The following is a 22710-nucleotide window of genomic DNA, read 5'->3' as shown; positions in this document are numbered from 1 at the left end:
CCCTTTATTTTTTCTCTTTTTTCCCAAAAGGTAAAAATTTCTTAACGGCGTCTGCTGCCTTTTCTTCTAAATTTTTTCCTGCCTTGTCAACGGCACCTTGTACTTCTCTGGCCTTTTTGTCTAATTCCTTTCCAACCTTTTCGGATGCTTCCTGTACTCCTCTATCCAGTTTTTTTCCTGCTTCGTTCAGTTTTTCTTCAAGCTCTGCCTGCTTTACTTTAATACTTTGCTGTAATTTTTTTATATCAAAATTGGTAAGGTTCGCAATAGAAGTATTTTTTAGGGCGCTAATTATAATGAGACGTACAAAAGATTGAGGGTCAGTTATATTCTCAAACTGTTCATCAATCTTTACGTTAAACTCTTTTACCTTAGGTGAAGTCCCTTTTGAGTAATCCTTGTAGGTGACTTTGTCTATCTTTAGCCCCAGCAAATCTATTTGAATGTCTGGCATTTTTGCCTTCTGTTTTTTGTCATTGCCTTTTTCCGCTTTCTCTTCTGTTTCGCCTTCAGCTGTCTTGACAACTTTTAATGCATTAAGATTAAGCACACCAGCTTCATTCTTCACAACGGTAAATTCTTTTAAATGCAACCGGGTTTCTTCAAGATGGGTCTTTCCTTTCATAAAGTCACCCAGGTTGTAATCCACATAAATTTCAGGTAAATCCATCATTAGTTTATCTTCGAATCCTTGTGGATTGTGCAGTTGTAATCCGTTTATACCGATTAATGATTTAAAGACACCGACATCCATGCTCCTTATGTTCATCTTAAGACCTGTCATTGCCTTTACCCCGGTTGTTACGGAAGTCTTAATAATCATATTCTTGCCAAAAAAAAGTCCGATTATTATCGCAAATATGATAAACGGAATCATAATAACTTTTCTCATGCTTCAAATCTCCTTTCTAATATATTGAAAGAGTTTCCAATTCTTTCAAAATGGTCTATTGCCCATGTAAGGTCTTTCTCGCTATGTGTGGCAGAAAGCATTACGCGCACACGTGCTTTACCTGCAGGTACTGTGGGATAGCCTATTGATTGGGCAAATATGCCCTCTTCGAATAGTTTCTGGCTGAACTCCTTTGCCATTTTGGCATCACCTATCATAACCGGCGTTATAGGTGTCTTTGTAATTCCGAGATTATATCCGAGTTGTTTCATTCTTTCCTGGAAAAATCCGGTGTTTGACCAGAGCTTCCTGACAAGACAATCTGACTTGTTCAGGGTATCTACAACTGCAATACATGCTGACACGTCGGCAGCTGTTACCGCACTTGAAAAGAGAAAGGGACGTCCTTTCTGTACCAGATAATCTGTCAATTGTTTAGTTCCCGCAATGTAACCACCCACTACTCCAAACGCCTTTGACATTGTTCCCACTTCAATATCAACCTTGCCATGTAGATTAAAATGATCAACAATTCCCCTGCCTCCTCTGCCAAGAACGCCCTCTCCATGTGCATCATCTACCATTGTAATTGCGTTGTATTTTTCTGCTATCTCTACTATTTCCGGTAATGGTGCAATATCTCCTTCCATACTGAAAACGCCATCGGTAATAATAAGCTTCCGCTCGATATCTTTTTCTACTTGGATTTTCTCCTGAAGGTCTTCAGGGTTACAGTGCTTATATCGTATAACTCTGGTTTTTGCGAGACGGCAGCCATCAATAATACTTGCATGATTGAGTTCGTCTGAAAACACAACATCTTCTTTACCAACGATTGCCGGAATAACGGCGAGATTTGCGCAGAACCCGGACTGGAAAGAGATGGTACTCTCTGCTCCTTTAAATTGCGCAAGCTTCTGTTCCAGGATTTTATGCAGTGTCGTTGTTCCGGCAATTGTCCTGACTGCTGCAGGACCAACACCGAATGTATCAATTGCATTATGAGAAGCGGTTTTTGATTGTAAATCGTTGGCAAGCCCAAGATAATTGTTCGAACTGAGGTTGAGTGCTTTCTTTCCGTCTACGGTAATCCATGCTCCCTGAGGTCCTTCGACAGTACGAATGTTAATGAGTAGACCGGCTTCCTTGAGCCTGTCTAGTTCTTTATTAATGAAATCCAGTTTATCCATGATTATTTAATTCCTTTAATCGTAACTTTTATACATCCAAAATGACCTTCCCACACTTCCCCTCCCTCATTAGTTTCATGCCTCTTTCATAATTCTTTAATGGGAACCGGTGAGTAAGTATTGGGTCAGGATTGACAATGCCTGATGATAAGAAGCTTGATGTTTTATACCAGGATGAAAAGACCTTTCTTCCTGTTATTCCGTAAATACGTATCTTCTTAAAAATGACCTCTTTGTTGAGGTCGATTGAAACACGTTTTTCGTAAATACCCAGGATGGAGATCCTGCCTCCGGGTGTAATGGTTTGCAGTCCCTGGTTTAGGGCTTGATTATTTCCTGAGAATTCAAGTACTACGTCTACACCATTATTATTGGTGGCTTCAAGGATAAGGGGGGTTATATCTTTTTTTTGGGGGTTCAGTGCCATGTGTGCCCCCATCTTTTTACTGATGGCCAACCGGTAGTTATTTGGGTCTGATACGATGATTAACGATGCACCGCTTGCTCTGGCAATGCCGGTGGCAAATAGACCGATAGGCCCCGCACCAAGGATCAGGACTGTCTTTGCGGAGACGTCTTCTGCCATGACCGTATCAATGGCATTCCCAAAAGGCTCCTGCATTGTGGCCCATTTGTCGGGAATGTTCGGATCGTTTTTCCACAGGACATGTTCCGGCAGGACAAGGTATTCTGAGAGTGCGCCATCATAGTCTACTCCCAGTAATTTGAGATTTCTGCACACTTCAGAATATCCGTTGCGGCATTGGTAGCAGTGTCCGCAGGAGATGTGACTCTCGGCTGAAACACGGTCTCCGATCTTTACGTGAGTCACCTCATTGCCAATGTCTTCCACTATTCCAACAAACTCATGGCCAATTATGCGGGGTGGTGTGAGGCGGTTCCGAGCCCAGTGCGTCCAGTCGTATATATGTACGTCTGTGCCACAGATGGAAGCGAGTGTAACCTTGATTAGTACGTCTCTTAAGCCTAACTGCGCAATGGGCACATTTATAAGTTCCATGCCTTTAGTGCGTTTTGTTTTAACAATTGCTTTCATTCAATTAATACCAACGAAAAATGGTGTGCATCACATTAAATAATTAAAATATAGTAGTATATAAATCCTGATTATTCAATATTTATCAGCAATATTTAAGAAAATAAAAAGTATACATATTTTCATTTCGTGATAAGATTTGCATATAATTTGTGTTGTTTTTCCAATGCTCCTTTAAATACTACATTAATATGGAGGTGACTATGTTAAATATAAACACAAAAAAGAGTTCGATTATCACACTTTTGTTATTCATTTTTTTTGTTCCGTATATTTCAACCTCTTCTTCTTTTGCGCAAAAAAGAGAAGAGATTAACCTTGAAACACTTCTGGATGAGACAGCATCTGCAGCAGGGGAGATGCCTGGTGACATGAAGTTTCAATACGAGATGGCTGAACTTCTGGGAGAAAGGGTCGGTCCGGATGATTCCGGAAGCGTTCATCATGCGGGTGGGCTTTCAAGTTTTTATACCGGGCCGGAGAAACTCTTTCCGGGAAAAGGAACGTACGGACATCTTTTTAATTTTCTGCCTGTGATACGATGGTACGACCCCGCGCATTACTATAATAATGACATCTTTCATCCTGGCAGCACGGTAGAAGGGGAGTTTGTAAATACTGAGTGTGTTACCTGCCATATGGTTGAAAGTCCCGGAATTGTAAAACAGTGGAAACAGAGCAAACATTCAAAGCCGTCAGGAGGAGAAGGTGTCGTCGGATGTGACAGATGTCATGGGAAGAATCATAAAAAACTTATTATGCCTTCTTATGATATTTGTGGTGAATGTCATGAAAAGCAATTACAGGGACATCGTCAAGGAGGACAAGGTTCACATGCTAATGCTTATCATCTTGAGTTGATCGAGTTAGGTTGCCAGACGGAGAAGCCTGCAGAAGAGACGACTGCCTGCTTAGGTTGTCATGTGGTCGAGAACCGATGTGACGGGTGCCATACCCGGCACCGTTTTTCTTTGACTGAAGCCAGAAAACCAAACAGCTGTGCGGTCTGCCATTCCGGCCCTGAACAATACGAGTATGAGATGTACATGCAATCATACCACGGTATGATTTTTCAGGGAGAAGGGCAAACATGGGATTGGACAAAACCTCTTAACGCGGAAAATTATACTGTGCCAACATGCGCATACTGCCATATGCCTGAAGGAGACCATAATGTTATCAGTACATCTACCGTTTATACTTACATGGGTACTTCTCTTGTAGACAGGGGGGCCGACAGGTATAAGGCGACAAGGGACGCGTGGATTGCGGTTTGCAAGGATTGTCATTCACCCCGTTTTGCAAGGGACCATTTAGAAGCAATGGATGAAGCGGTTAAACTCAGTTTTGTTAAATACCGTGAGGCTATGCGTATTGTGATGGATTTGTATAATCACAATCTGATAGACCCTATGCCCGCTGGCCTTGCTCCCGATTCTACCGGCCACAATGTTTTCAGCCTTTTGCCTGGTAAGGGTGAAATGAGAAAATATAATGTGTCTAACATCGAAAGACTGGCATACGAAATGTTGGTAGATATTATTGATGCTATCTTTAAAGCCAAGTCGCACAATGCGTATTACAGTCCTGTTTATGGGTATTGGGAATGGGCTCAGGACCGATGGCTTATTATGATCAAGGATGAAGCAAGTAAGCTTAAACGGATTGCTGAGATAGAAAAAAAGATAGGGATCAAGCACAGTGCATACTCTTTCTGGAAGCAAGGAGAGTATACTGATTTGTTGCTGGGTTGGAAGAGGAAAGAGTGATGTTGTAAGATTGCTGCATTGACAGGTTTGGTGACCACTTCTCATCTGATAATTGTTTTTATGCCAAAAACGGAATTTATAAGTGGGAAATTCTGATGTTTCACTGAAGATTTAATGCTTGAACAAGGAATAAACAAGCGGTATTATGGCGCTCTGTTTCTATGCGGATACATATTTGTTTGTGAATAGATGGTGATTTTGCTTGTAGTCAAATCAGATAGTAGCAGCAAGCATAGTTTGTTTTCAAATTAAAGTTAATAGTTTAACAAAAATCAAAAAAAGGAGACAAGGGTATATCATGATTACTGTAAAAGAGATATTGAAAGATAAATCTAGTAATATTCTGACAATTTCACCTCAGGATACTGTATACATGGCATTGGAAATAATGGCGGAAAAGGACCTTGGCGCGTTAGTGGTTGTTAAGGATGAAAAAGTCGTAGGGCTTTTCTCAGAACGTGATTATGCAAGGAATATTGTGCTGCAAGGTAAATCATCAAAGAGTACATTGGTCAAAGACCTGATGAATCCAAAACCATGTTTTGTTCGACCTGAAAATACATTAAACGACTGTATGGCTCTGATAACAGAAAAACGTACACGTCATTTACCAGTGCTTGAAGGGGAGAAGTTGATTGGTATTGTAAGTATCGGTGATGTTGTGAAGCAGTATATTGTTGATAAAGAATTTACCATTCAACAGCTTGAAAATTACATTGCAGGCGGTTTATGAGCTAATGTTTTAAGTTCAGCCAGGTTTGTTTCAAATGTATTGTAGTTTGTTCCTGGCACGAGTGGATTGTCGCCTGCAATAGAAACATAGCTTTATAAAAAACAGTTTCCTCCATTTATATTCCTGACAGCGGTCTTATGAACTGGCTCAGCTGTAAAGTAATTAGTATGTGTTCCGGGGGGGCTGTGTTTCATCTGTTTCATGATAAAAAAACACTACTATTATCGGGCCGCTATTTATTTCTTTTGAAAATGCTAAGTTCCAAAATTGTTTTATAAGTTCGACTTTAATTTACATGCTGTTTGTACACCTGCCACATTACTCTTTTTCTTTTCAAATCTTATTAAATTTGTAGATACCGCTTCTTGTGTAGTGGGAAGACATTATGTCTTTAAATAATTTATGTTCCAATTGTGATTTGACATTTTGTCAAATCACGTTTTTTGTGGTTCTAAAATTACATTTTGCCGAAAGGTTCTATCTTTTTTGTTCATAGATGTTTATAGAGATATAGATATTAGCCTTTTTACTTATAAATAATTTTGGTATCACAATTGCTCTCCACTCTTAAGCACTATATCGCTTCGTATAATCTTTATTTTTGTCAGGGCTTTTGGTTAATTGTTTTCATAAGTTCTTATTATAAAGTTTTTATAGCATTTTTATTAGGTGTGATGTGGTAAGGGCAGTATGGAAGGCTGCCTGGTCATATTGCGAAATTTTATTTTTTTACTTTCCTAATTGAAAGGGGGGGATGGATTAATGAAAGCAACAGTAGATACGTTTGCGGGTGTGGCAGTTGCAAAGGAAGATATGATAAGGAACAAGTTTGGTCAGTATTGGGTTCTCTCAATGTTGGCAGGTATGTACATCGGGTTTGGAATTCTTCTCATATTTACGGTCGGGGCGCAGTTCGCTGCTGTTAAGTCTCCGGCTGTTAAGATGGTTATGGGAACGTCGTTTGCTCTTGCCCTGTTGCTCGTTGTCTTTGCGGGTTCCGAACTGTTCACCGGTAACAATATGGTGATGTTGATTGGATGTCTCAGGGGAAAGACAGGTTGGGGCTGGATGATTTGGCTCTGGTTTGTTTGCTGGTTTGGTAACCTCGCCGGTGCGTTGTTGTTGGCCCTTATTTATGCTAATACGGGATTGGGAGACGGGAACATTACGGGCAAGTTTATCTGTAAGGTTGCCGGTGCCAAAATGAATGCTCCGTTTTTCTATCTGTTTTGTCGTGGTATTCTCTGTAATATGCTCGTATGTCTGGCTGTCTGGATGTCGGCAAAGGCTAAAAATGAGGCTGCCAGAGTGTTTCTGATATTCTGGTGTCTATTTGCATTTATCGCATGCGGTTTTGAGCATTGCATAGCTAATATGACTATTTTTGGCGCCGCTCTGTTCACTACTCATCCTGCAAATGTTACATGCGGAGGTTTTGCCTGGAACATGGCTGCTGCAAGTGCCGGCAATATCGTAGGTGGTTGTTTGATTGGACTGGCATACTGGTTTGCTACGTATGCGCCTATAGAGGATTTGGTTCCTGGTGGTCCTCTTTCTCGGAAGGCTGTTGGTGCTAGTGGGGATGGCGGAAGATCAATAAGTCTTGTAGACCCGACTCAAGGTGCAATACCGGGAGGTCAGATAGTTGGTGTAGATGAAAATGACAACAATATCGTTGAGGTGCTTCCAAGTTCATCTCGACAAGGATAGTTATTTCCGTCTGAGTGAGATAGTTTTGTTATCACATTCAGCGTAAAGTAAATTTGTTAAGCAGTTGCATTGGCACGGTTAGGCATATGCTTAATCGTGCCAATGTTCTGCGACTTTCCTTCAAGTTTAAGTGTAATAATAATTACCTTAAGCTCGGCAGACAGTCGCCGATATATTTATAAATAAATAATAAGGATTTTCTGCTTTGGCGTATGTGTATAGTATGTCAAGCGGCACTAGTGCAAAATGCGGCAAAAGTGTTGTTGTTTCAAGTATGCTGAAGCGTTATTAGCCTGTAGTGTATAAAAGGGAGAGAATAGAATTATGTCGTTATTCGTTAAGATTAGTGAATTACCCGGGGGGCCGCAACCGCCGATTACATGGAAAGTGTCGTGGGTTGCTTTTGTTGGTTCCATGGTTGGTGTAGGGATTACGGCTATTCTTGCTTTTACCTGGAAATGGCCCTTTGAAAGGATGGGGATGAATTAATGAAAGCAACGGTAGATACGTTTACGGGTGTGGCAGTTGCAAAGGAAGATATGATAAGGAACAAGTTTTGTCAGTATTGGGTTCTCTCAATGTTGGCAGGTATGTACATCGGGTTTGGAATTCTTCTCATATTTACGGTCGGGGCGCAGTTCGCTGCTGTTAAGTCTCCGGCTGTTAAGATGGTTATGGGAACGTCGTTTGCTCTTGCCCTGTTGCTCGTTGTCTTTGCGGGTTCCGAACTGTTCACCGGTAACAATATGGTGATGTTGATTGGATGTCTCAGGGGAAAGACAGGTTGGGGCTGGATGATTTGGCTCTGGTTTGTTTGCTGGTTTGGTAACCTCGCCGGTGCGTTGTTGTTGGCCCTTATTTATGCTAATACGGGATTGGGAGACGGGAACATTACGGGCAAGTTTATCTGTAAGGTTGCCGGTGCCAAAATGAATGCTCCGTTTTTCTATCTGTTTTGTCGTGGTATTCTCTGTAATATGCTCGTATGTCTGGCTGTCTGGATGTCGGCAAAGGCTAAAAATGAGGCTGCCAGAGTGTTCCTGATATTCTGGTGTCTATTTGCATTTATCGCATGCGGTTTTGAACATTGCATAGCTAATATGACTATTTTTGGCGCCGCTCTGTTCACTACTCATCCTGCAAATGTTACATGCGGAGGTTTTGCCTGGAACATGGCTGCTGCAAGTACCGGCAATATCGTAGGTGGTTGTTTGATTGGACTGGCATACTGGTTTGCTACGCATGCGCCTGTAGAGGACTTGGTTCCTAATGGTGATGGAGGAAGAACAAGAAGTCTCGTAGGTCCCACTCGAGGTGCAGTGCCAGGTGGTCAGATAGTTGGTGTAGATGAAAATGACAACAATATCGTAGAGGTGCTTCCTGGTTAATCTCGACAAGGATAGTTATTTGGATGTAATGAGGCGTTTTTTTTGATCACATTCGGCGTAAGTAAGTTTGTTAAGCAGTTGCATTGACACGGTTGGGCAGATGCGAGAACGTGTCAATGTTCTGCGGCTTTCCTTCAAGTTTAAGTGTAAAAATAATTACCTTAAACTCGGCAGACAGTCGCCGCGATATATTTAAATAAAATAAATAACAAGGATTTTCTACTTTGGCGTATGTGTATAGTATAATACGTCAAACGGCATCTAGTACAAAAATGTGGCAAAAGTGCTGTTGTTCAAGTATGGTGAGGCATTATTAACCTGTAATTTATAAAATATATTTCATGGGGAGAATAGAACTATGTCGTTATTCGATAAGATTAGTGAATTGCCCAAGGCGCCGCAACCACCGATTGCATGGAAAGTGTTGTGGGTTACTTTTGTTGGTTCCATGGTTGGTGTAGGGATTACGGCTATTCTTGCTTTTACCTGGAAATGTCCCCTGCTCTTAGGGCCCTTTGGTGCATCGGCAGTTCTGGTTTACGGAGCATACAAGGCTCCACTTGCACAACCGAGAAATGTTTTGTTAGGGCATTTTCTTGGTGCGTTAATGGGTGTTGCCATATACGACTTCTTTGGTCTCTCGTGGTGGTCGTTGACACTTGGCGTTACTTTAGCGATTATTTTCATGATGGTTACGTATTCCGTACATCCTCCGGCAGGTGCTACAGCATATGTGGCCATTCAGACTGGAGGCTTGGGTCAGGATTATTGGTATATTCTAAATCCTGTTCTTTTTGGCGCCTTTATTTTAGTATTAACAGCAATTATCATCAATAGATGGGGCAAAAGGGATTATCCTGTTGCCTGGTGGTAATACGCTGGAAATAATATCTGTGAGTTTCTATTCCGGCAGCAGTATATGATTGTGATTGGGGAATAGCAGCTTTTTTTTTGTTTCGTTTGTAACTGTTGGTTGAGCCAAATGTATTTCCCGTTATGATTTTTTAGTGCACTATATAGATTTAAGATAAAAATTAAAGAGTAAACCAGACAGAGTTCCAATTTTTATTCTGAAGAATGGTAAAGTGCTTTTGGGTATCAAAATTATAAATATGCATTTTATGGAGAAAAATAAATGAAGGTATCGATTAAACATTACATCATATTAATTCTGATTTTCTTTACTCTGTTACCGTTTGTGTTGCTGAGGATTATTGCGTACCCAAAGATTCAGTCTGATCTCAGAACTGTAATCATGGATAATCTCGAAACGGTAGGTAACAAGCAGGCTGACTTAGTGTCATCATGGATGAAGGATAGGAAGACGGATGTTATAGTTGCAGCGAACAATCCATATATTGCTAATAGCTTGAAGAGCGCGGGGGGGGACGATAGAGAGGCTACAGAATATCTAGAGTTGGTTGTTTCGGAATATGGTTACAAGGGTGCGTTTGTATGCAACGCAGATGGAATAGTTACACTTGCTACATCAGAAGAAGAGGTGGGAGGTGATCTTTCTGGAAGAGATTTTATTAAGCAGGCTATGCAAGGAAAACCATATGCTACTAGTATCATACCGTCTGTAATTGCCCTTACGAATGAGTTTGATGGGAAGGAAGTAGGTTTGCCTACATTGTTTGTGTCTGCTCCCTTAAAAGATGGTGATACTGTGATTGGGGTCGTTGCGTTCAGAATCCATGTTGCTACTTTGAGCAATTTGCTGCAAAGTCAAAAGTTTGGGAAAACAGGTGAAACGTTCATTGTCGGTAAAGATGGATATATGCTTACTGAATCAAGGTTTAGTAAGAATTTAAAGAAAACCGGAATGATTAAGACAAGAAGTGCTTTAGAGTTGAAGGTGGTTAATCCCGATAACGGGAAGTTGACTTATTCTGTTAGCCAGTGTCTTAAGGGCAAGAACGGTTCCAGTTCAAAGGGTTATCAAGATTACGCGGGTATATCAGTATTGGGTGTATGGCGTTGGCTGCCTGAGCTTGATTGGGCTGTTATTACCGAGATAGATAAGGCAGAAGTCTACGGAGTGGCCTACAATCTCAATACCCTTGGCTGGGTATTGTTGTTTGGAATCGCATTCCCGATTGTGTTTTTTGCGTACGTTGTTGGTAAAAAAATATCTACCCCGATAATTGAGTTAACTGAGGCAACTGAAAAGATGTCTGCGGGAGATCTGGCTCAGCGGGTAAATGTAAATAGAGGAGATGAGCTTGGCGTTCTGGCAACGTCTTTTAATTCAATGGCAGAAGCATTGGATAAGAAAACTAAAGAGATCGTGGAATCTGAAAATGCTTATAGGGAATTATTTAATGCTCTTCAGGCGGGAATCTATCAATGTGAACCGGGAGTTGAAGGTCGCTTTACATGGGTAAATAAATCTTGTGCGGAAATGTTTGGCTATGCATCTCCTGAAGAGATGGAAGGTACTAAGGTAAAGGATATCTATGTGGATCAGGCTGATAGGAAAAAACTGTTAGATAAACTTGAAAAAGATGGTGCCTCGAAAGATTTTACGTCATATTGCATGAATAAGAATGGAGGCAAATTTTATACAGAACGTACCTCACATCTGGTGAAGGATGAAAAAGGGAAGCCTGTTCGTATTGAGGGTGTGATCAGGGACATTAGCGACAGAAAAAAAAAGGAAGATGATCTGCAAAATGAAAGCCAGAAAAAGTCAGGGCGATGAGAACTGAATGGTGTGTGCTGTAAGGATATAGGTAAATTATATAAGAGGCTTGTTTTAACAACGAATTTAAATAAATAACACTGCACTAACAAGGAGTAGGAAATTATGGGTAATGGAAACTCTAAGGGTCTTTCAGTAAACGCGAAGACCATTATTCTGCTGATATTGTTTTTGGATGTTGGTTTTACGGTTAAGATGATACACAAATACAATGATATGAAGGATGCGGGTTTTGTCAGGGAAAAAACATTTGCTGAAAATATGGAAAAAAGAATCATGAAAGCTTTTGGTTCGCCAGAAGAGGGATTTAAACTGGTTGAAGAAGCAGTGGGACAAAAGCTGGAAGCGGAAAAGGTTGCAGACTCGTTAAGAGGACAAGATATAAAAATCAGACACATAAACCAGGAGCTTGAACGTGCAAAAGAACAACTGGAAATGGAAAAGGTTCAATTGCAAAAGTCTGAAAGAGATAAAAGGCTACTCTTGGAATCGCTAAAGGAGGGTGTTTACCAATCTGAACCCGGAGTGGATGGGAAGTTTACGTGGGTAAATCAGGCATGTGCAGAAATGTTTGGTTACACATCCCCTGAAGAAATGATTGGGACAAAGGTAAGGGATATCTATGTCGATCAAAAAGACAGAGAAAGGCTCGTTAAGAAGCTTCGAGAAGATGGGGTCTGGATGGGTTTTGCGTCATTTTGTAAGAAGAAAAATGGCGAGCATTTTTACACTGAACGAACATCTACTATGGTTAAAAATGAAGCAGGCATACCCATTCGTATTGAAGGGATAATCAGGGATATTACTGAGCGAAAGAGGCAGGAGGATGAATGGCAAAAAGAAATAAAAGAGCTTAAGAAAAAACAGTGAGCTTGCAGACAGAGAACGTATTTTTCACAAGCACATAGTGTTCGTTCTCTATTATTTAGCTTAATTGTATTGCTGTTGTCACTATTCCCGTTCTTTTAAGTATTCTTTTGAATCGTCTTAAATTAAACGCAATTCATAAGCCGTGAATTAGCTAAGCATAACGAGTTACATCCATCGTGAATTCTTAAATCTATGACGTGTCTCATCATGCAGGAGAATGATAGGTATTGCTCCTGTCAATGTAAGATGCGGGAGACAAAGTACGATAGTAATCTCAGTGCTGATATGGCTATAGACGGAAATTTCCATTCAAGTCAATAGTATCAGGTGATTATGATTTTTGTCATACTCGAATGCCTTTGTCGGGCATCTATAGTTTCGATTTTCGTGGATTCCCGCTGAAAGACTCCTTTGTGAAGGTTAATGGTACACCAGCAATAATCTGACCGGATAACGCTGAGTTCAAGTTGATAATTGGTTTTTTTATTCACTATTAGCAGTGAAGATTTAGTTGCGTGTTTATAGTTTAGGATTTAGTTTGAAAAAGTTATAAAAGTTTTATATATTGTTGTGTGAAGAAATATAAAAAGGTTATTAGTACTTACCTTATTTATTCGTTTATTCTGCTTTGTCATTTAAAAATCAGTAATCGGATAAATTGAATGTACAGTTGTGTTGCATAGATGTATTTGTCGATTTATTAAAGACATATTTTTTTATTAAGTTTTGGGAGGAATAATCAGTGGCATATTTGAATGGTAAGAAAGGAATTAGTGGACGAAACAATTTGTGCTGGGGGAATATTATATTCAGCGCAATGATTATTGTTTTTGTGTCCATGCTATGCCTTGGTAACACGGTAATGGCTGGAGAAAAACTTAAGGGCAAGGATCTTTACAATAAATATTGTGCTCCGTGTCATGGCGAAGATGGTGATGGCTATGGTCCGTTATATGGCGCACTTTACCCAAAACCCAGGGATTTTACAAAGGGTCAATATAAGATACGCACAAATCCATCAGGTTCTTTACCTACCGATGCGGATCTCATTCATGTAATTTCGGTCGGGATCCATGGGACATCTATGATGCCATGGGATATTCTTGACAAAGACCAGATTACGTCGTTACTTCCCGTTTTGAAAAGCTTTTCAGAAGCCTGGCAGTATAGAGAACCTGAGCCATCAGTAGTTTTAGGGCCAGAGTTGAGGTCTACCCAGAAGACTATTGCGAGGGGTAGGGAACTTTATTTTCAGAAAGAGTGCTGGAAATGCCATGGTGAGACAGGAGAAGGAGATGGTCCAAGCAGTTATGATCTTGAAGACGAGTGGGGAATCCCAATTCAGGCCTATAATTTTACCAGGCAGGATAAGTTTAAGGGAGGCGCAACAAATAAAGATATCTACTTGAGGTTTACAACAGGTGTGAATGGTACGCCGATGCCATCTTTTGCTAATGAACTTTCAGACGAAGACCGTTGGTGTATGGTGCATTTTGTAAAATCACTTGCTACCAAAACAAACAAAGAAGACCATGCGGAGTAAGTCGGTTAAGATTTTTGATATAAAATAAATTAAAGGAGAATGAGTATTATGAATTATGCAAAAAAGCTGATGCTTTTCGTTACTATGGCATTGCTGGTTATAGCCATACAGTTCTCAGGGTCAGTTCTGGCACATGATGAGAAGGCGGAGAAGGAGCCTTACGTGCCGAAGTTTGTCGATATATATGAAGGGTTTCCTGACTGGTACAGTCCAGTGTTTAAGGATAATGTTGGCCTGAGTGAGGGTGCAGGTCTATTTAAAGACTATTACAAACCTTTGAAGATGCAGATGTACATGTCTCCGATGAGGCATTATGAACCAATGGATATTCTGGATCACTCCCTGTTTATTGAGAAAGAGCGTAGGGATTTGTGTATAAGGTGTCATGATGGTATTAATACCGGTGCAGTCCATGACTGGAAAGGTTCTGCTCATTTCAATCCGAGAAAGACACCTTTAATAGCTCGTAAGACAAAAATCATAGAAGAATCAATTGGAAGAGAAATTATCAACGTTGACTGTTTTGACTGTCATGCTGACACGGAGAAAAACGAGATAAGGATGCCTCATGCTGAGATCTGCAGCGAGTGTCACGAAAGACAGGTACGCCAGTTTAACAGTGAGAAAAATCATGGTCGACCTAATCACATACAGGCGATGGAGGCTAACGTTCTTGTTCCCTGGTATCCTGAGGCTGATAGAAGAGGGTGGCTGGCAGGTAATGCCGGTTGTGATATGTGTCACGGTATCTCTACCAAATGTGATCCTTGTCACACCAGGCACTCATTCTCTGCTGCAGAAGCAAGAAATCCAAAAGCCTGTATGACGTGTCACATGGGTCCTGACCATCCGGATGCTGAATCCTATGGTGAATCAAAGCACGGTATGATTTTAGAGATGGAGGAGGAGAGCTACAACTTTGACAAACCTCTTGCTCATGTGCAGGTTGGTGAAGAATATCGTACACCAACATGTCAGTTCTGCCATATGTATCAGGGTGGTGGAACATTTACACATAATTTCGTTTCAAAGGGTATCTGGCGTATGGGAACAGTTCCTCCGTCAAATATTGAGTATAAATCATCGCTTAAGGATTACCCTTATGGGATTAACATAATTGCTCCAAAGATAGACGTATATTCAGATGAAAATCTGGATAAGAGAGATAAATGGGTAGAAGTTTGTTCTAACTGTCATAGTCCTCGCTTTGCTTATACATATTTAGAGCAACTTGACGATTATATGTTCCAGGCATTTGGCCTTACTGATCAGGCACAGAAGATAATTGACGATCTTATCGCTGAAGATATTCTGTACCCGTCTGTGGCAGAGCGTGATATCTATCCGTTTGGCGATAAAGTTGCCGAGTTGCTCCCTCCAGAGTTAATCGGAGAAGGTGTTTATAATGCGTTTAAGTCGTTAGGTGGAAAGGTACCGGTTGTCGGGCCAATCCTTGGTGTATATGCAATGTTCTACCAGGGTGAGAATAATCCATCCGTAATTGAGACGGAATATGCCAAAATGTGGTTCTGGTATAAACTTCAGGGCTACAAAGGTTATGCCCACGCACAGCAGGATATCATGTGGTGGTGGGGACAGGCACCAATGTTCCAGCAGCTTGGAAAAATCCAGTCAGAGGGCTTGAGAATGCGTAGAGAGCATGCTTTAGAACAGCGTGGAGGTGCGCAGCCCGTTTCACATAGCAGCAGTGGTAGTAGTGAAGGCCATGCGGCACCAAAAAAGAAGAGTAGTGGTGTTCCGACAGGCAATGTGTGGGAAGTAGATGAGTTGAATTATTAAATAAGTACATTAATGCGGATGTCGATTGTCCGTAGTGATTAGATAGTAAAAAAGGCGCTCAGAGATGAGCGCCTTTTTTTTTATCATGAAATTTTTAATACAATGTAGGAGTGGTTTTACAAAAAAGCCATGATGAAAAAATCTGTTTGTTCACTTGAATGACATAGTCGAATGGGGAAAACTGACTTTACATAACCACTTTGTATGAAAATATGCCCGTCCTCTCGATAGAGAGGACAGATTCCTGCTATTTTGTAAGAAATAAATGAAAAAAATAGGTTTATTTATCCTGATATTAATATTATTTACCGGTTCATCTCTTTATGCACAGGAAGAGCGGACTATTGATACAAACCGGTATAAAGCACAAAAACTGGAAAATTCAGGCGAGTATCTCATGGCTGCAGAGGTATATGAAAAATCTGTGCAAATAGAAAAAAGCTCTTCGGCTCCAATTAAATTACATTTAGTAACGGATCTGAATCAGGCAGCTTACTATTATTCTCTGGCCGGTCAATATAAAATGGCTACTGAGAAAATTGAAGAAGCTTTAAAGATTGCAGAAAATCTTGAAAGGGAAGATGTCGTTGCCGAATGCTATAACCGCTTTGGGTATTTTTACAACTATTTGACGAAATATGATGTGGCCCTCAAGTATTATCAGAAAGCTTTAGATATATACACAAGATTGGGACTGGAGGGTAAGGCTGCTGATAATCTTAACTACATCGGTGATACTTATAACTTCCTGGGGCAACATGATACAGCACTTGAAAATATTAAGAGAGCTATAGAAATAGACAAAAAACTTGGCAGGGAAGAAAAGGTAGCTACTGGTCTCGATAATATTGGCAGAGTCTATGAGGCTATTGGAAAATTTGATAATGCCATAAAATACTACGAAGAAGCATTATCGATAGATAGAAAACTGGGTCTGGAAGAAGGGATTGCAAATGCGCTCAGCAATATGGGTAACGCTTACAATTCGTGGGGGCAACATGATACCTCTATCAAGTGTTTTGAGGACTCTCTGGATATATCTAGAAAATTGTTTAAGCAAGATAGTATTGCCTTTAGGTGCACGCTTAATAAGCTTAGTGAAGTTTGCAAATCAGAGGGTCAATATGAAAAGGCTGTTAAGTATTATAAAGAGGCCATGGATCTATACAGGAATCTGAGGCAGGGTGACAACGTTGCTGCCTGTCTCAACAATATTGGCACTGTTTACCAATCTCAAGGGCAACATGAAAGGGCCGTTAAATATTTTGAAGATGCGCTTGGTATAGCAAGGGAGCCGGAAGAGGATAATCAGACTTCCATAAGTCTAAAAAATATTGGTAGTGTTTATAATACACAGGGGAACTATGACAAGGCCGTTGAATACTATGAAAAGGCTTTAGCGGTGGACAGAAAATTGAGCAAAGAGGTGGGAGAGATTCTTATTGATAATAACATTACTCTGTTTTATCGCTTTTACTGGAATAAACATGACAAGATCATCTATCCTTATGAAAGGGAGTTGGCTAATGATATAAAAATCGGGAAGGATTTTGATATCATCAGTGATCTCATCGGAATTGGTAAAACTTCCATCTCACAAGAAAAATATAAAATAGCAATTGAGCGCCTTAAAGAATCTGTTTCCATAATAGAAGAGTTACGTGAAACAGAAACAGGAAAACTACGCAAGCGCTTATTGTACGATCTCTACAACGCTTATCAACTGCTTACCTCTGCCTATATCAAAGATAATGATGCACCGTCCGCCTTTCAGGCTATTGAGCTTGTCAGGGCAAAGTTACAGATTGAAATGTTTTTTGAGAGTGAAAAAGACAAAAAGAAACGGGAAAGAGGATTATGGCCTCAGGATATAGATGAAATTAAGGAAACTCTGGATGATGATACTGTGATCATTGTCTACGCGAATGCTAACCAGGAAAAAATAGTACAGATTGCTATTACGAGAGAGGAGATTATGGGTATAGAGCTTTCGCGAGAATCCTTTGTTCAATCATCTATTGATAAATACAATACTAAAATAAAGACGTTATTATTAAATCAACGTAGTCTAAGCGAAAACAAAAGTGATTTTAGTAATGTTATCAACTACTACGGCTCTTTATTAAGTGAACTTCCTGTGCAGGACAGTAAAAGTACGGTGGCGGATGCCAGTACAAGTAATAGCCAGCGTAAAACTGATACTAGAGAGATAGGAAGATCTCTATACGGACTGCTCATTAAGCCATTGGAGGAAAAGATCAGGGACAAGAAAAAACTCATTATTGTTCCGGATGGGATTCTGACCTATATACCTTTCGGCACGCTTATTGATGAAAATGGACAATATATGGTAGAAAAGTGTAGTATAAGTTACATACAATCTCTGGATATACGGAAACTTATAAAAAAGCGAAAATATGATGAAAACCGTAAACCTTTGCTGGCGTTTGGCGGGGCAGTTTACAAAGGTCCCGATTTTAAGGCAGAAATGATAGAGAACAGAGTCCAACTGTCAGTTTTAACAAAAAATATTTACTCCAGTCTGGAAAATATGCGGATGGATCTTTTAATGCAGAATCTCTATCCCGATTATGAAAATCTTAGGTCTATTGGAAATGCATACAGGGGTCTGGGTCTCTCTTCATGGCCTGACCTGCCGAACACTATGAGTGAAGTCCAGAAAATTAAAAAAACAGTCAAAAGATCAGATATTTTTACCGGTAAGAATGTATCGGAAAGAGACATAAAAGAGCTATGTAATGACTGGAAATTTTTTGATTACAAAGCACTCCATTTCGCTACCCATGGTCTTGTCGTTCCGGAGGCCCCTGAACTATCAGCCCTGGTCTTATCACAATTTAAAGATATGGGAAAAGAGGATGGCTATTTACGTGCCGAAGAGATTGCAAAGATGGAAATCAGGGCTGATCTGGTAAACCTTTCAGCTTTTGACGCAGGTTTGGGAGGGATTTACGAGCATGAAGGATTTTCCAGGCTAATCCACTCTTTTTTCTTGTCCGGAGCAAAGTCTGTTTCCATTTCACTCTGGAGAGTGGCAGGTGAGTCTAACTCTCCGTTCATGGCAACGATGTATGGCCTTGTTCAAGACAATGGTATGCGCTATGCGGATGCCATTACAGAGGTGAAACGCCGATTTATTAGTGGTGACTTTGGAGAGAAATATAGAGCGCCATACTATTGGGCACCTTTTGTCTATTATTATGGGAATTAGATGACTAATACCTAAAAGTACCATAAAATGTCTATGTCTCGTAAACTGTTTCTTGAAACCTTAACGGAAGCGTGTGCAATGACCGGTTGAGTTATTCATACTTATGTGCTGATGGATAACCATTATCACCTTTTGTTGGAAACATCGGAAGCCAATTTGGTAGTTGGAATGAGATAGTTTCAGGGTATGTACATCACCGATTTTCACCGCAATGTCTCTGGGCGCAGGGGAAAAGAAAGAGCTTACTTACACAAAGACACGAAGAGTGGTGGTTGAAACGGAGAAAGGACAGGTAGATATGAGATTGAGGGACTCAGGGGAAGAGCTTGAGGATTGTAACTGCAACACCAACAGTACCAACGATGATGCCAAATATCTTAATCAGCAAGTCCCTTTGGGCATATGCCATGCGTACTTCTAAATCTTTTATATCTTGTTTGAACTCATTGCGCACGCTATTTATATCCTGTTTAAGCTCATTGCGTAAGTTGTTTATTTCATTACGAATTTCATTACGAAGACTACTGTTCTCACTGCGAATAAAGTCCTTCAGGTCTTCCCGGCCGCTGACTTGGGCTTTTTCAATAATGCCGGTTAATGCTTCAGCTTGTTTGTGATCAAAGCCGGCGTTCTCTAATGTTTTTATATTATTAAGTTCTTCTGTGATTGACATGGTATTGAAAGTATCAGAAAAGTTGAAAAATGTCAAGATGTACTGATGAAATCAGGGTTAGTAGGTCGGGTTTCTTGCCAGAGGTAATCATTGATTGGTGTGTAAAACTGTCCGACTTGTCATTCATGGGGTATGGCAACCAGCCTTAAAAAAATAATATGTTTTGCTTTGATCCGTTTTGTTTTTTAGAGGTATTTAGATTTCAGTTTTTTACATAGTGTTCAGACCTCGCGCATGCACCGCAATCCGGACAATCATCTGTAAAGCAATCAGGTGTAAATTCCTGTTCAAAAGACCTCTTTCTCTCTTTTAAAAGAAATTCTTTTATTAATCCACAGCTTAGATGTTCCCATGGAAGGATTTCGTCTTCTTTTCTTTTTCTACTTAGGTAGAAGTTTTCGTCCAGGCCGGTTTTCTGAAATGTATTTATCCATTTATCATATTCAAAATGATCGTCCCAGGCGTCAAACCTGCAGCCGTCCTGCCAGGCTTGAAGGACTGCTTTTCCCAGCTTCCTGTCGCCACGCGCGAATATCCCCTCCAGTATACTCCTCTCAGGCTTATTGAATTTAACACGAATCCTTCTGTGCCTGATTTTATCCATAATAATGTGCTTGATCTCTTTTATCCTTTCCAGAGAAACCATGGATTCCCATTGAAAAGGGGTATGGGCTTTGGGGACGAAAGTTGATATCGTTATATTCACGTTTCCATACGAGCCTTTTACCTCTTTTCCAAGATTAGAAATTTTGTAAGCCAGATTTGCTATCTCTTCAACGTCTTCATCCGTCTCAGTAGGGAGACCAACCATAAAGTATAGTTTTACCAGGTTCCATCCTTCTCGATATGCCTCTTTAACTCCCGCAAAGAGATCTTCGTTTGAAATGTTTTTATTGATTACCTTCCTTAGCCGTTTAGTAGCGGCTTCAGGAGCCAGTGTTAAGCCGGATTTGCGCACCGTATTGAGAAGCGATGGTAGCCCGGTCAGTTGATCAGATACTCTCAGAGAAGGAAACGCTATGTTTACTTTCTTCTGGTCAAAAGTCTCACCCATACGGGCCATCAGGTCTTTAAGATGAGGATAATCGCTTATTGATAACGCACCGAGAGATATTTCGTCGTGTCCCGTGTTACTATAACAATCTGTGGACATATTCAAAATCTTATCTACTGAACGTATTCTGTTTGGTCGTTTTGTCATTCCTGCCTGGCAGAATCTGCACCCCTGTGTGCAGCCACGCATAACTTCGATGGAAATGCGGTCAAAGACAGTTTGTACGTAAGGAATGATCGGGTTTATAGGAAAATATGCTTTACCCAGGTTACTGACTGACGCGCCATGCACCACAGGAGGAACATCCGGCAGATTTGGCCTTATGTTATTTATGGTTCCGTCAGGGTCATAGGTGATATCATAAAGAGAGGGGGCATAAAGGTTTTTCATCTTTTTTACCAGAGAGATAATCTTCTCTTTTCTTGGCAGGCTTTCCGTGTTTTTCAGTGCCTTAAAGTGTTCGATAAATTGAGGCAGTTTCTCCTCACCATCACCTGCAAAGAATATATCTATAAAATCTGAGATCGGTTCCGGAGTAAGCGCGAGGGGTCCACCCGCAATAATCAGGGGATCATTTTCTGTTCTGTTCTCCCTTTTTAATGGTATCTTTGCAAGATCAAGCATATTAATAACGTTGGTAAACGACATTTCATATTGGAGCGAGAAACCGACAATATCAAATTCTTTCAGTGGCCTGAACGTCTCCAGAGAGTATAATGGAATATTGTGTTCTCGCAAAGCGGCTTCCATGTCATACCATGGAGCGAATACTCTTTCACAGGCCGTGTCATTCCGTTCGTTTAAAAGACCGTATATAATCTGCATTCCCATATGTGACATTCCTATTGCGTAAGTATCCGGAAAGGCCAGGGCAAATGAAATGTCTATATCGTCACCTTCCTTCTTGATGGAATTCCACTCCTCTCCAATATACTGTCCGGGTGTTTCCACAAAAGGCAGGATATTGTCTTCTACATAACGTCGTAAATTATTCATAAAACCCGTCCTTCGCTAAAGCGACTCTATTCCTCATTCTTACATTAAATATAAATGATAATGCTATAAAGGATGATATCAAGGAAGATCCTCCATAGCTGATAAATGGTAACGGCAATCCGGTAATTGGTGCAAGACCAATTGTCATTGCAACATTTATGAGTATCTGGGCGGCAAACATCGTGGTAAAGCCTGTTACGATCAATCTGCCATAAGGATCCCTGGTATTTATCGCAATGCCTATGCTGCATGCAATAAATACGACATAAAAGCACAGGATTGCACAGCTCCTGTAAAACCCCCACTCTTCAGCTATGACGGAAAAGATAAAATCCGTATGTCCCTGTGGTAAGAAGTTAAGCTGACTCTGAACACCTTTGCCCCATCCACTTCCAAAACTACCGCCTGAACCAATTGTTATTAACGATTGTATTCTGTGATAGCCTGACCCCCAGTTGCTTACAGTATCGGGCCAGATAAAACTAACTATTCTCGCCTTCTGATAATTCTTAAGTATAAAGTACCAGAAAAGAGGAAATGTGGACAAGGTAAAAGCGATTATAGAAAGCAAATACCTGGTCTTTACGCCGGCAATATACATAATTGAGAAAAATACAGGGACCAGGATCAAACTTGTGCCAAGATCCGGCTGTTTCATTATTAATGTCATAGGCACGAGCGTCAATCCTAACGGAAAGAAGATGCCGCTAAATCCTGCAACACTCTTTTCGTCCACGAAGTATCTTGAAAGAACCAAAACAAGGGCGATCTTCGTCATCTCAGATGGTTGTATGGAGATAGGGCCTACCATCAGCCATCGTTGTGCTCCATATACCGTTTTACCAAATATCAGGACTAATAACAAACAAAAGAGGACAATAAAATATAAAATATATGAAATCCTGCCAATTGAATAATAGTCAACTATTAACAATGCGGAAAAGACAATCACTCCAACACCGATCCAGATTATCTGTTTGAACGCGAAACTCTCTGAAGAGGCGCTCCATACAAAGAAAAAACCGGTAGCCAGAAGCAGGCATATTACCAGAAATATCAGCCAGTCAAAATTTCTTAAACCAACGAGACGATACATAAA

At 40.5% G+C, this 22710-nt stretch carries 17 protein-coding genes; 11 read left to right on the top strand and 6 right to left on the bottom strand.

Annotated features, from left to right (window positions below; translation table 11 throughout):
• Nucleotides 1-4: 4 nt before the first annotated feature.
• Genes SCALIN_RS11960 through tdh form a run of 3 tightly spaced genes read right to left on the bottom strand, consistent with a single transcriptional unit; the run spans nucleotide 5 to nucleotide 3139 of the window.
• Nucleotides 5-892, bottom strand: coding sequence for a DUF748 domain-containing protein (locus SCALIN_RS11960; RefSeq protein WP_096894722.1), 888 nt, complete (start codon nucleotides 890-892; stop codon nucleotides 5-7).
• Entirely contained in the window at nucleotides 889-2082 is a 1194-nt protein-coding gene (locus tag SCALIN_RS11955; protein ID WP_096894721.1) for a glycine C-acetyltransferase, read from the bottom strand. Before SCALIN_RS11955 ends, SCALIN_RS11960 begins: the two co-directional genes overlap by 4 nt.
• Nucleotides 2083-2110: 28 nt before the next feature.
• Complete coding sequence (gene tdh / locus SCALIN_RS11950; protein WP_096894720.1) at nucleotides 2111-3139, bottom strand: L-threonine 3-dehydrogenase; 1029 nt, start codon at nucleotides 3137-3139, stop codon at nucleotides 2111-2113.
• Between the two features lie 203 nt (nucleotides 3140-3342).
• Between tdh and SCALIN_RS11945 the strand changes: the two genes are divergently transcribed.
• The 11 genes from SCALIN_RS11945 (at nucleotide 3343) to SCALIN_RS11900 (ending at nucleotide 18888) form a co-directional block, all read left to right on the top strand.
• A complete protein-coding gene (locus SCALIN_RS11945) occupies nucleotides 3343-4908 on the top strand; it encodes a multiheme c-type cytochrome (RefSeq protein WP_096894719.1) in 1566 nt (521 codons plus the stop codon).
• A 298-nt stretch (nucleotides 4909-5206) separates the two neighbouring features.
• Nucleotides 5207-5641: a CBS domain-containing protein gene (locus SCALIN_RS11940; RefSeq protein WP_096894718.1), complete on the top strand. Its 435-nt coding sequence runs from the start codon at nucleotides 5207-5209 to the stop codon at nucleotides 5639-5641.
• 762 nt (nucleotides 5642-6403) lie between these two features.
• The gene (locus tag SCALIN_RS11935) at nucleotides 6404-7351 is read left to right on the top strand and encodes a formate/nitrite transporter family protein (protein WP_096894717.1); all 948 of its coding nucleotides are present in this window, start codon (nucleotides 6404-6406) and stop codon (nucleotides 7349-7351) included.
• Between the two features lie 324 nt (nucleotides 7352-7675).
• Nucleotides 7676-7840: a hypothetical protein gene (locus tag SCALIN_RS22210; protein ID WP_162532291.1), complete on the top strand. Its 165-nt coding sequence runs from the start codon at nucleotides 7676-7678 to the stop codon at nucleotides 7838-7840.
• On the top strand, nucleotides 7840-8739 hold the full coding sequence (locus tag SCALIN_RS11930; protein ID WP_096894716.1) for a formate/nitrite transporter family protein: 900 nt from the start codon (nucleotides 7840-7842) through the stop codon (nucleotides 8737-8739). Before SCALIN_RS22210 ends, SCALIN_RS11930 begins: the two co-directional genes overlap by 1 nt.
• A gap of 358 nt (nucleotides 8740-9097) precedes the next feature.
• On the top strand, nucleotides 9098-9613 hold the full coding sequence (locus SCALIN_RS11925; protein ID WP_096894715.1) for an HPP family protein: 516 nt from the start codon (nucleotides 9098-9100) through the stop codon (nucleotides 9611-9613).
• 261 nt (nucleotides 9614-9874) lie between these two features.
• Nucleotides 9875-11443 carry a cache domain-containing protein gene (locus tag SCALIN_RS11920; RefSeq protein WP_096894714.1) on the top strand — a complete coding sequence of 523 codons (1569 nt, stop codon included), beginning with the start codon at nucleotides 9875-9877 and terminating at the stop codon, nucleotides 11441-11443.
• 105 nt (nucleotides 11444-11548) lie between these two features.
• Nucleotides 11549-12313, top strand: coding sequence for a PAS domain S-box protein (locus SCALIN_RS11915; protein WP_096894713.1), 765 nt, complete (start codon nucleotides 11549-11551; stop codon nucleotides 12311-12313).
• Between the two features lie 742 nt (nucleotides 12314-13055).
• Nucleotides 13056-13856, top strand: a complete 801-nt coding sequence (locus tag SCALIN_RS11910) for a c-type cytochrome (protein WP_096894712.1) — start codon at nucleotides 13056-13058, stop codon at nucleotides 13854-13856.
• Nucleotides 13857-13904: 48 nt separating this feature from the next.
• Entirely contained in the window at nucleotides 13905-15656 is a 1752-nt protein-coding gene (locus SCALIN_RS11905; RefSeq protein WP_230406609.1) for a multiheme c-type cytochrome, read from the top strand.
• Nucleotides 15657-15921: 265 nt separating this feature from the next.
• Nucleotides 15922-18888 carry a CHAT domain-containing protein gene (locus tag SCALIN_RS11900; protein WP_096894711.1) on the top strand — a complete coding sequence of 989 codons (2967 nt, stop codon included), beginning with the start codon at nucleotides 15922-15924 and terminating at the stop codon, nucleotides 18886-18888.
• Nucleotides 18889-19201: 313 nt separating this feature from the next.
• On the opposite strand, the gene SCALIN_RS11890 is transcribed toward SCALIN_RS11900, so the two are convergent.
• The 3 genes from SCALIN_RS11890 to rodA all read right to left on the bottom strand — a co-directional run bounded on the left by SCALIN_RS11890 (nucleotide 19202) and on the right by rodA (nucleotide 22707).
• The gene (locus SCALIN_RS11890) at nucleotides 19202-19561 is read right to left on the bottom strand and encodes a CCDC90 family protein (RefSeq protein WP_096894710.1); all 360 of its coding nucleotides are present in this window, start codon (nucleotides 19559-19561) and stop codon (nucleotides 19202-19204) included.
• A 202-nt stretch (nucleotides 19562-19763) separates the two neighbouring features.
• Nucleotides 19764-21611 (bottom strand): TIGR03960 family B12-binding radical SAM protein, encoded by a 1848-nt coding sequence (locus SCALIN_RS11885; RefSeq protein WP_096894709.1) that lies wholly within the window; start codon nucleotides 21609-21611, stop codon nucleotides 19764-19766.
• A complete protein-coding gene (gene rodA, locus SCALIN_RS11880) occupies nucleotides 21604-22707 on the bottom strand; it encodes a rod shape-determining protein RodA (RefSeq protein ID WP_096894708.1) in 1104 nt (367 codons plus the stop codon). Before rodA ends, SCALIN_RS11885 begins: the two co-directional genes overlap by 8 nt.
• Nucleotides 22708-22710 lie beyond the last annotated feature (3 nt).

It is taken from the genome of Candidatus Scalindua japonica, from assembly GCF_002443295.1.
Classification (GTDB): Bacteria; Planctomycetota; Brocadiia; order Brocadiales; family Scalinduaceae; genus Scalindua; species Scalindua japonica.
The sequence above is the reverse complement of the archived record's forward strand: the minus strand, read 5'-3'. Positions and strand labels throughout refer to the sequence as shown.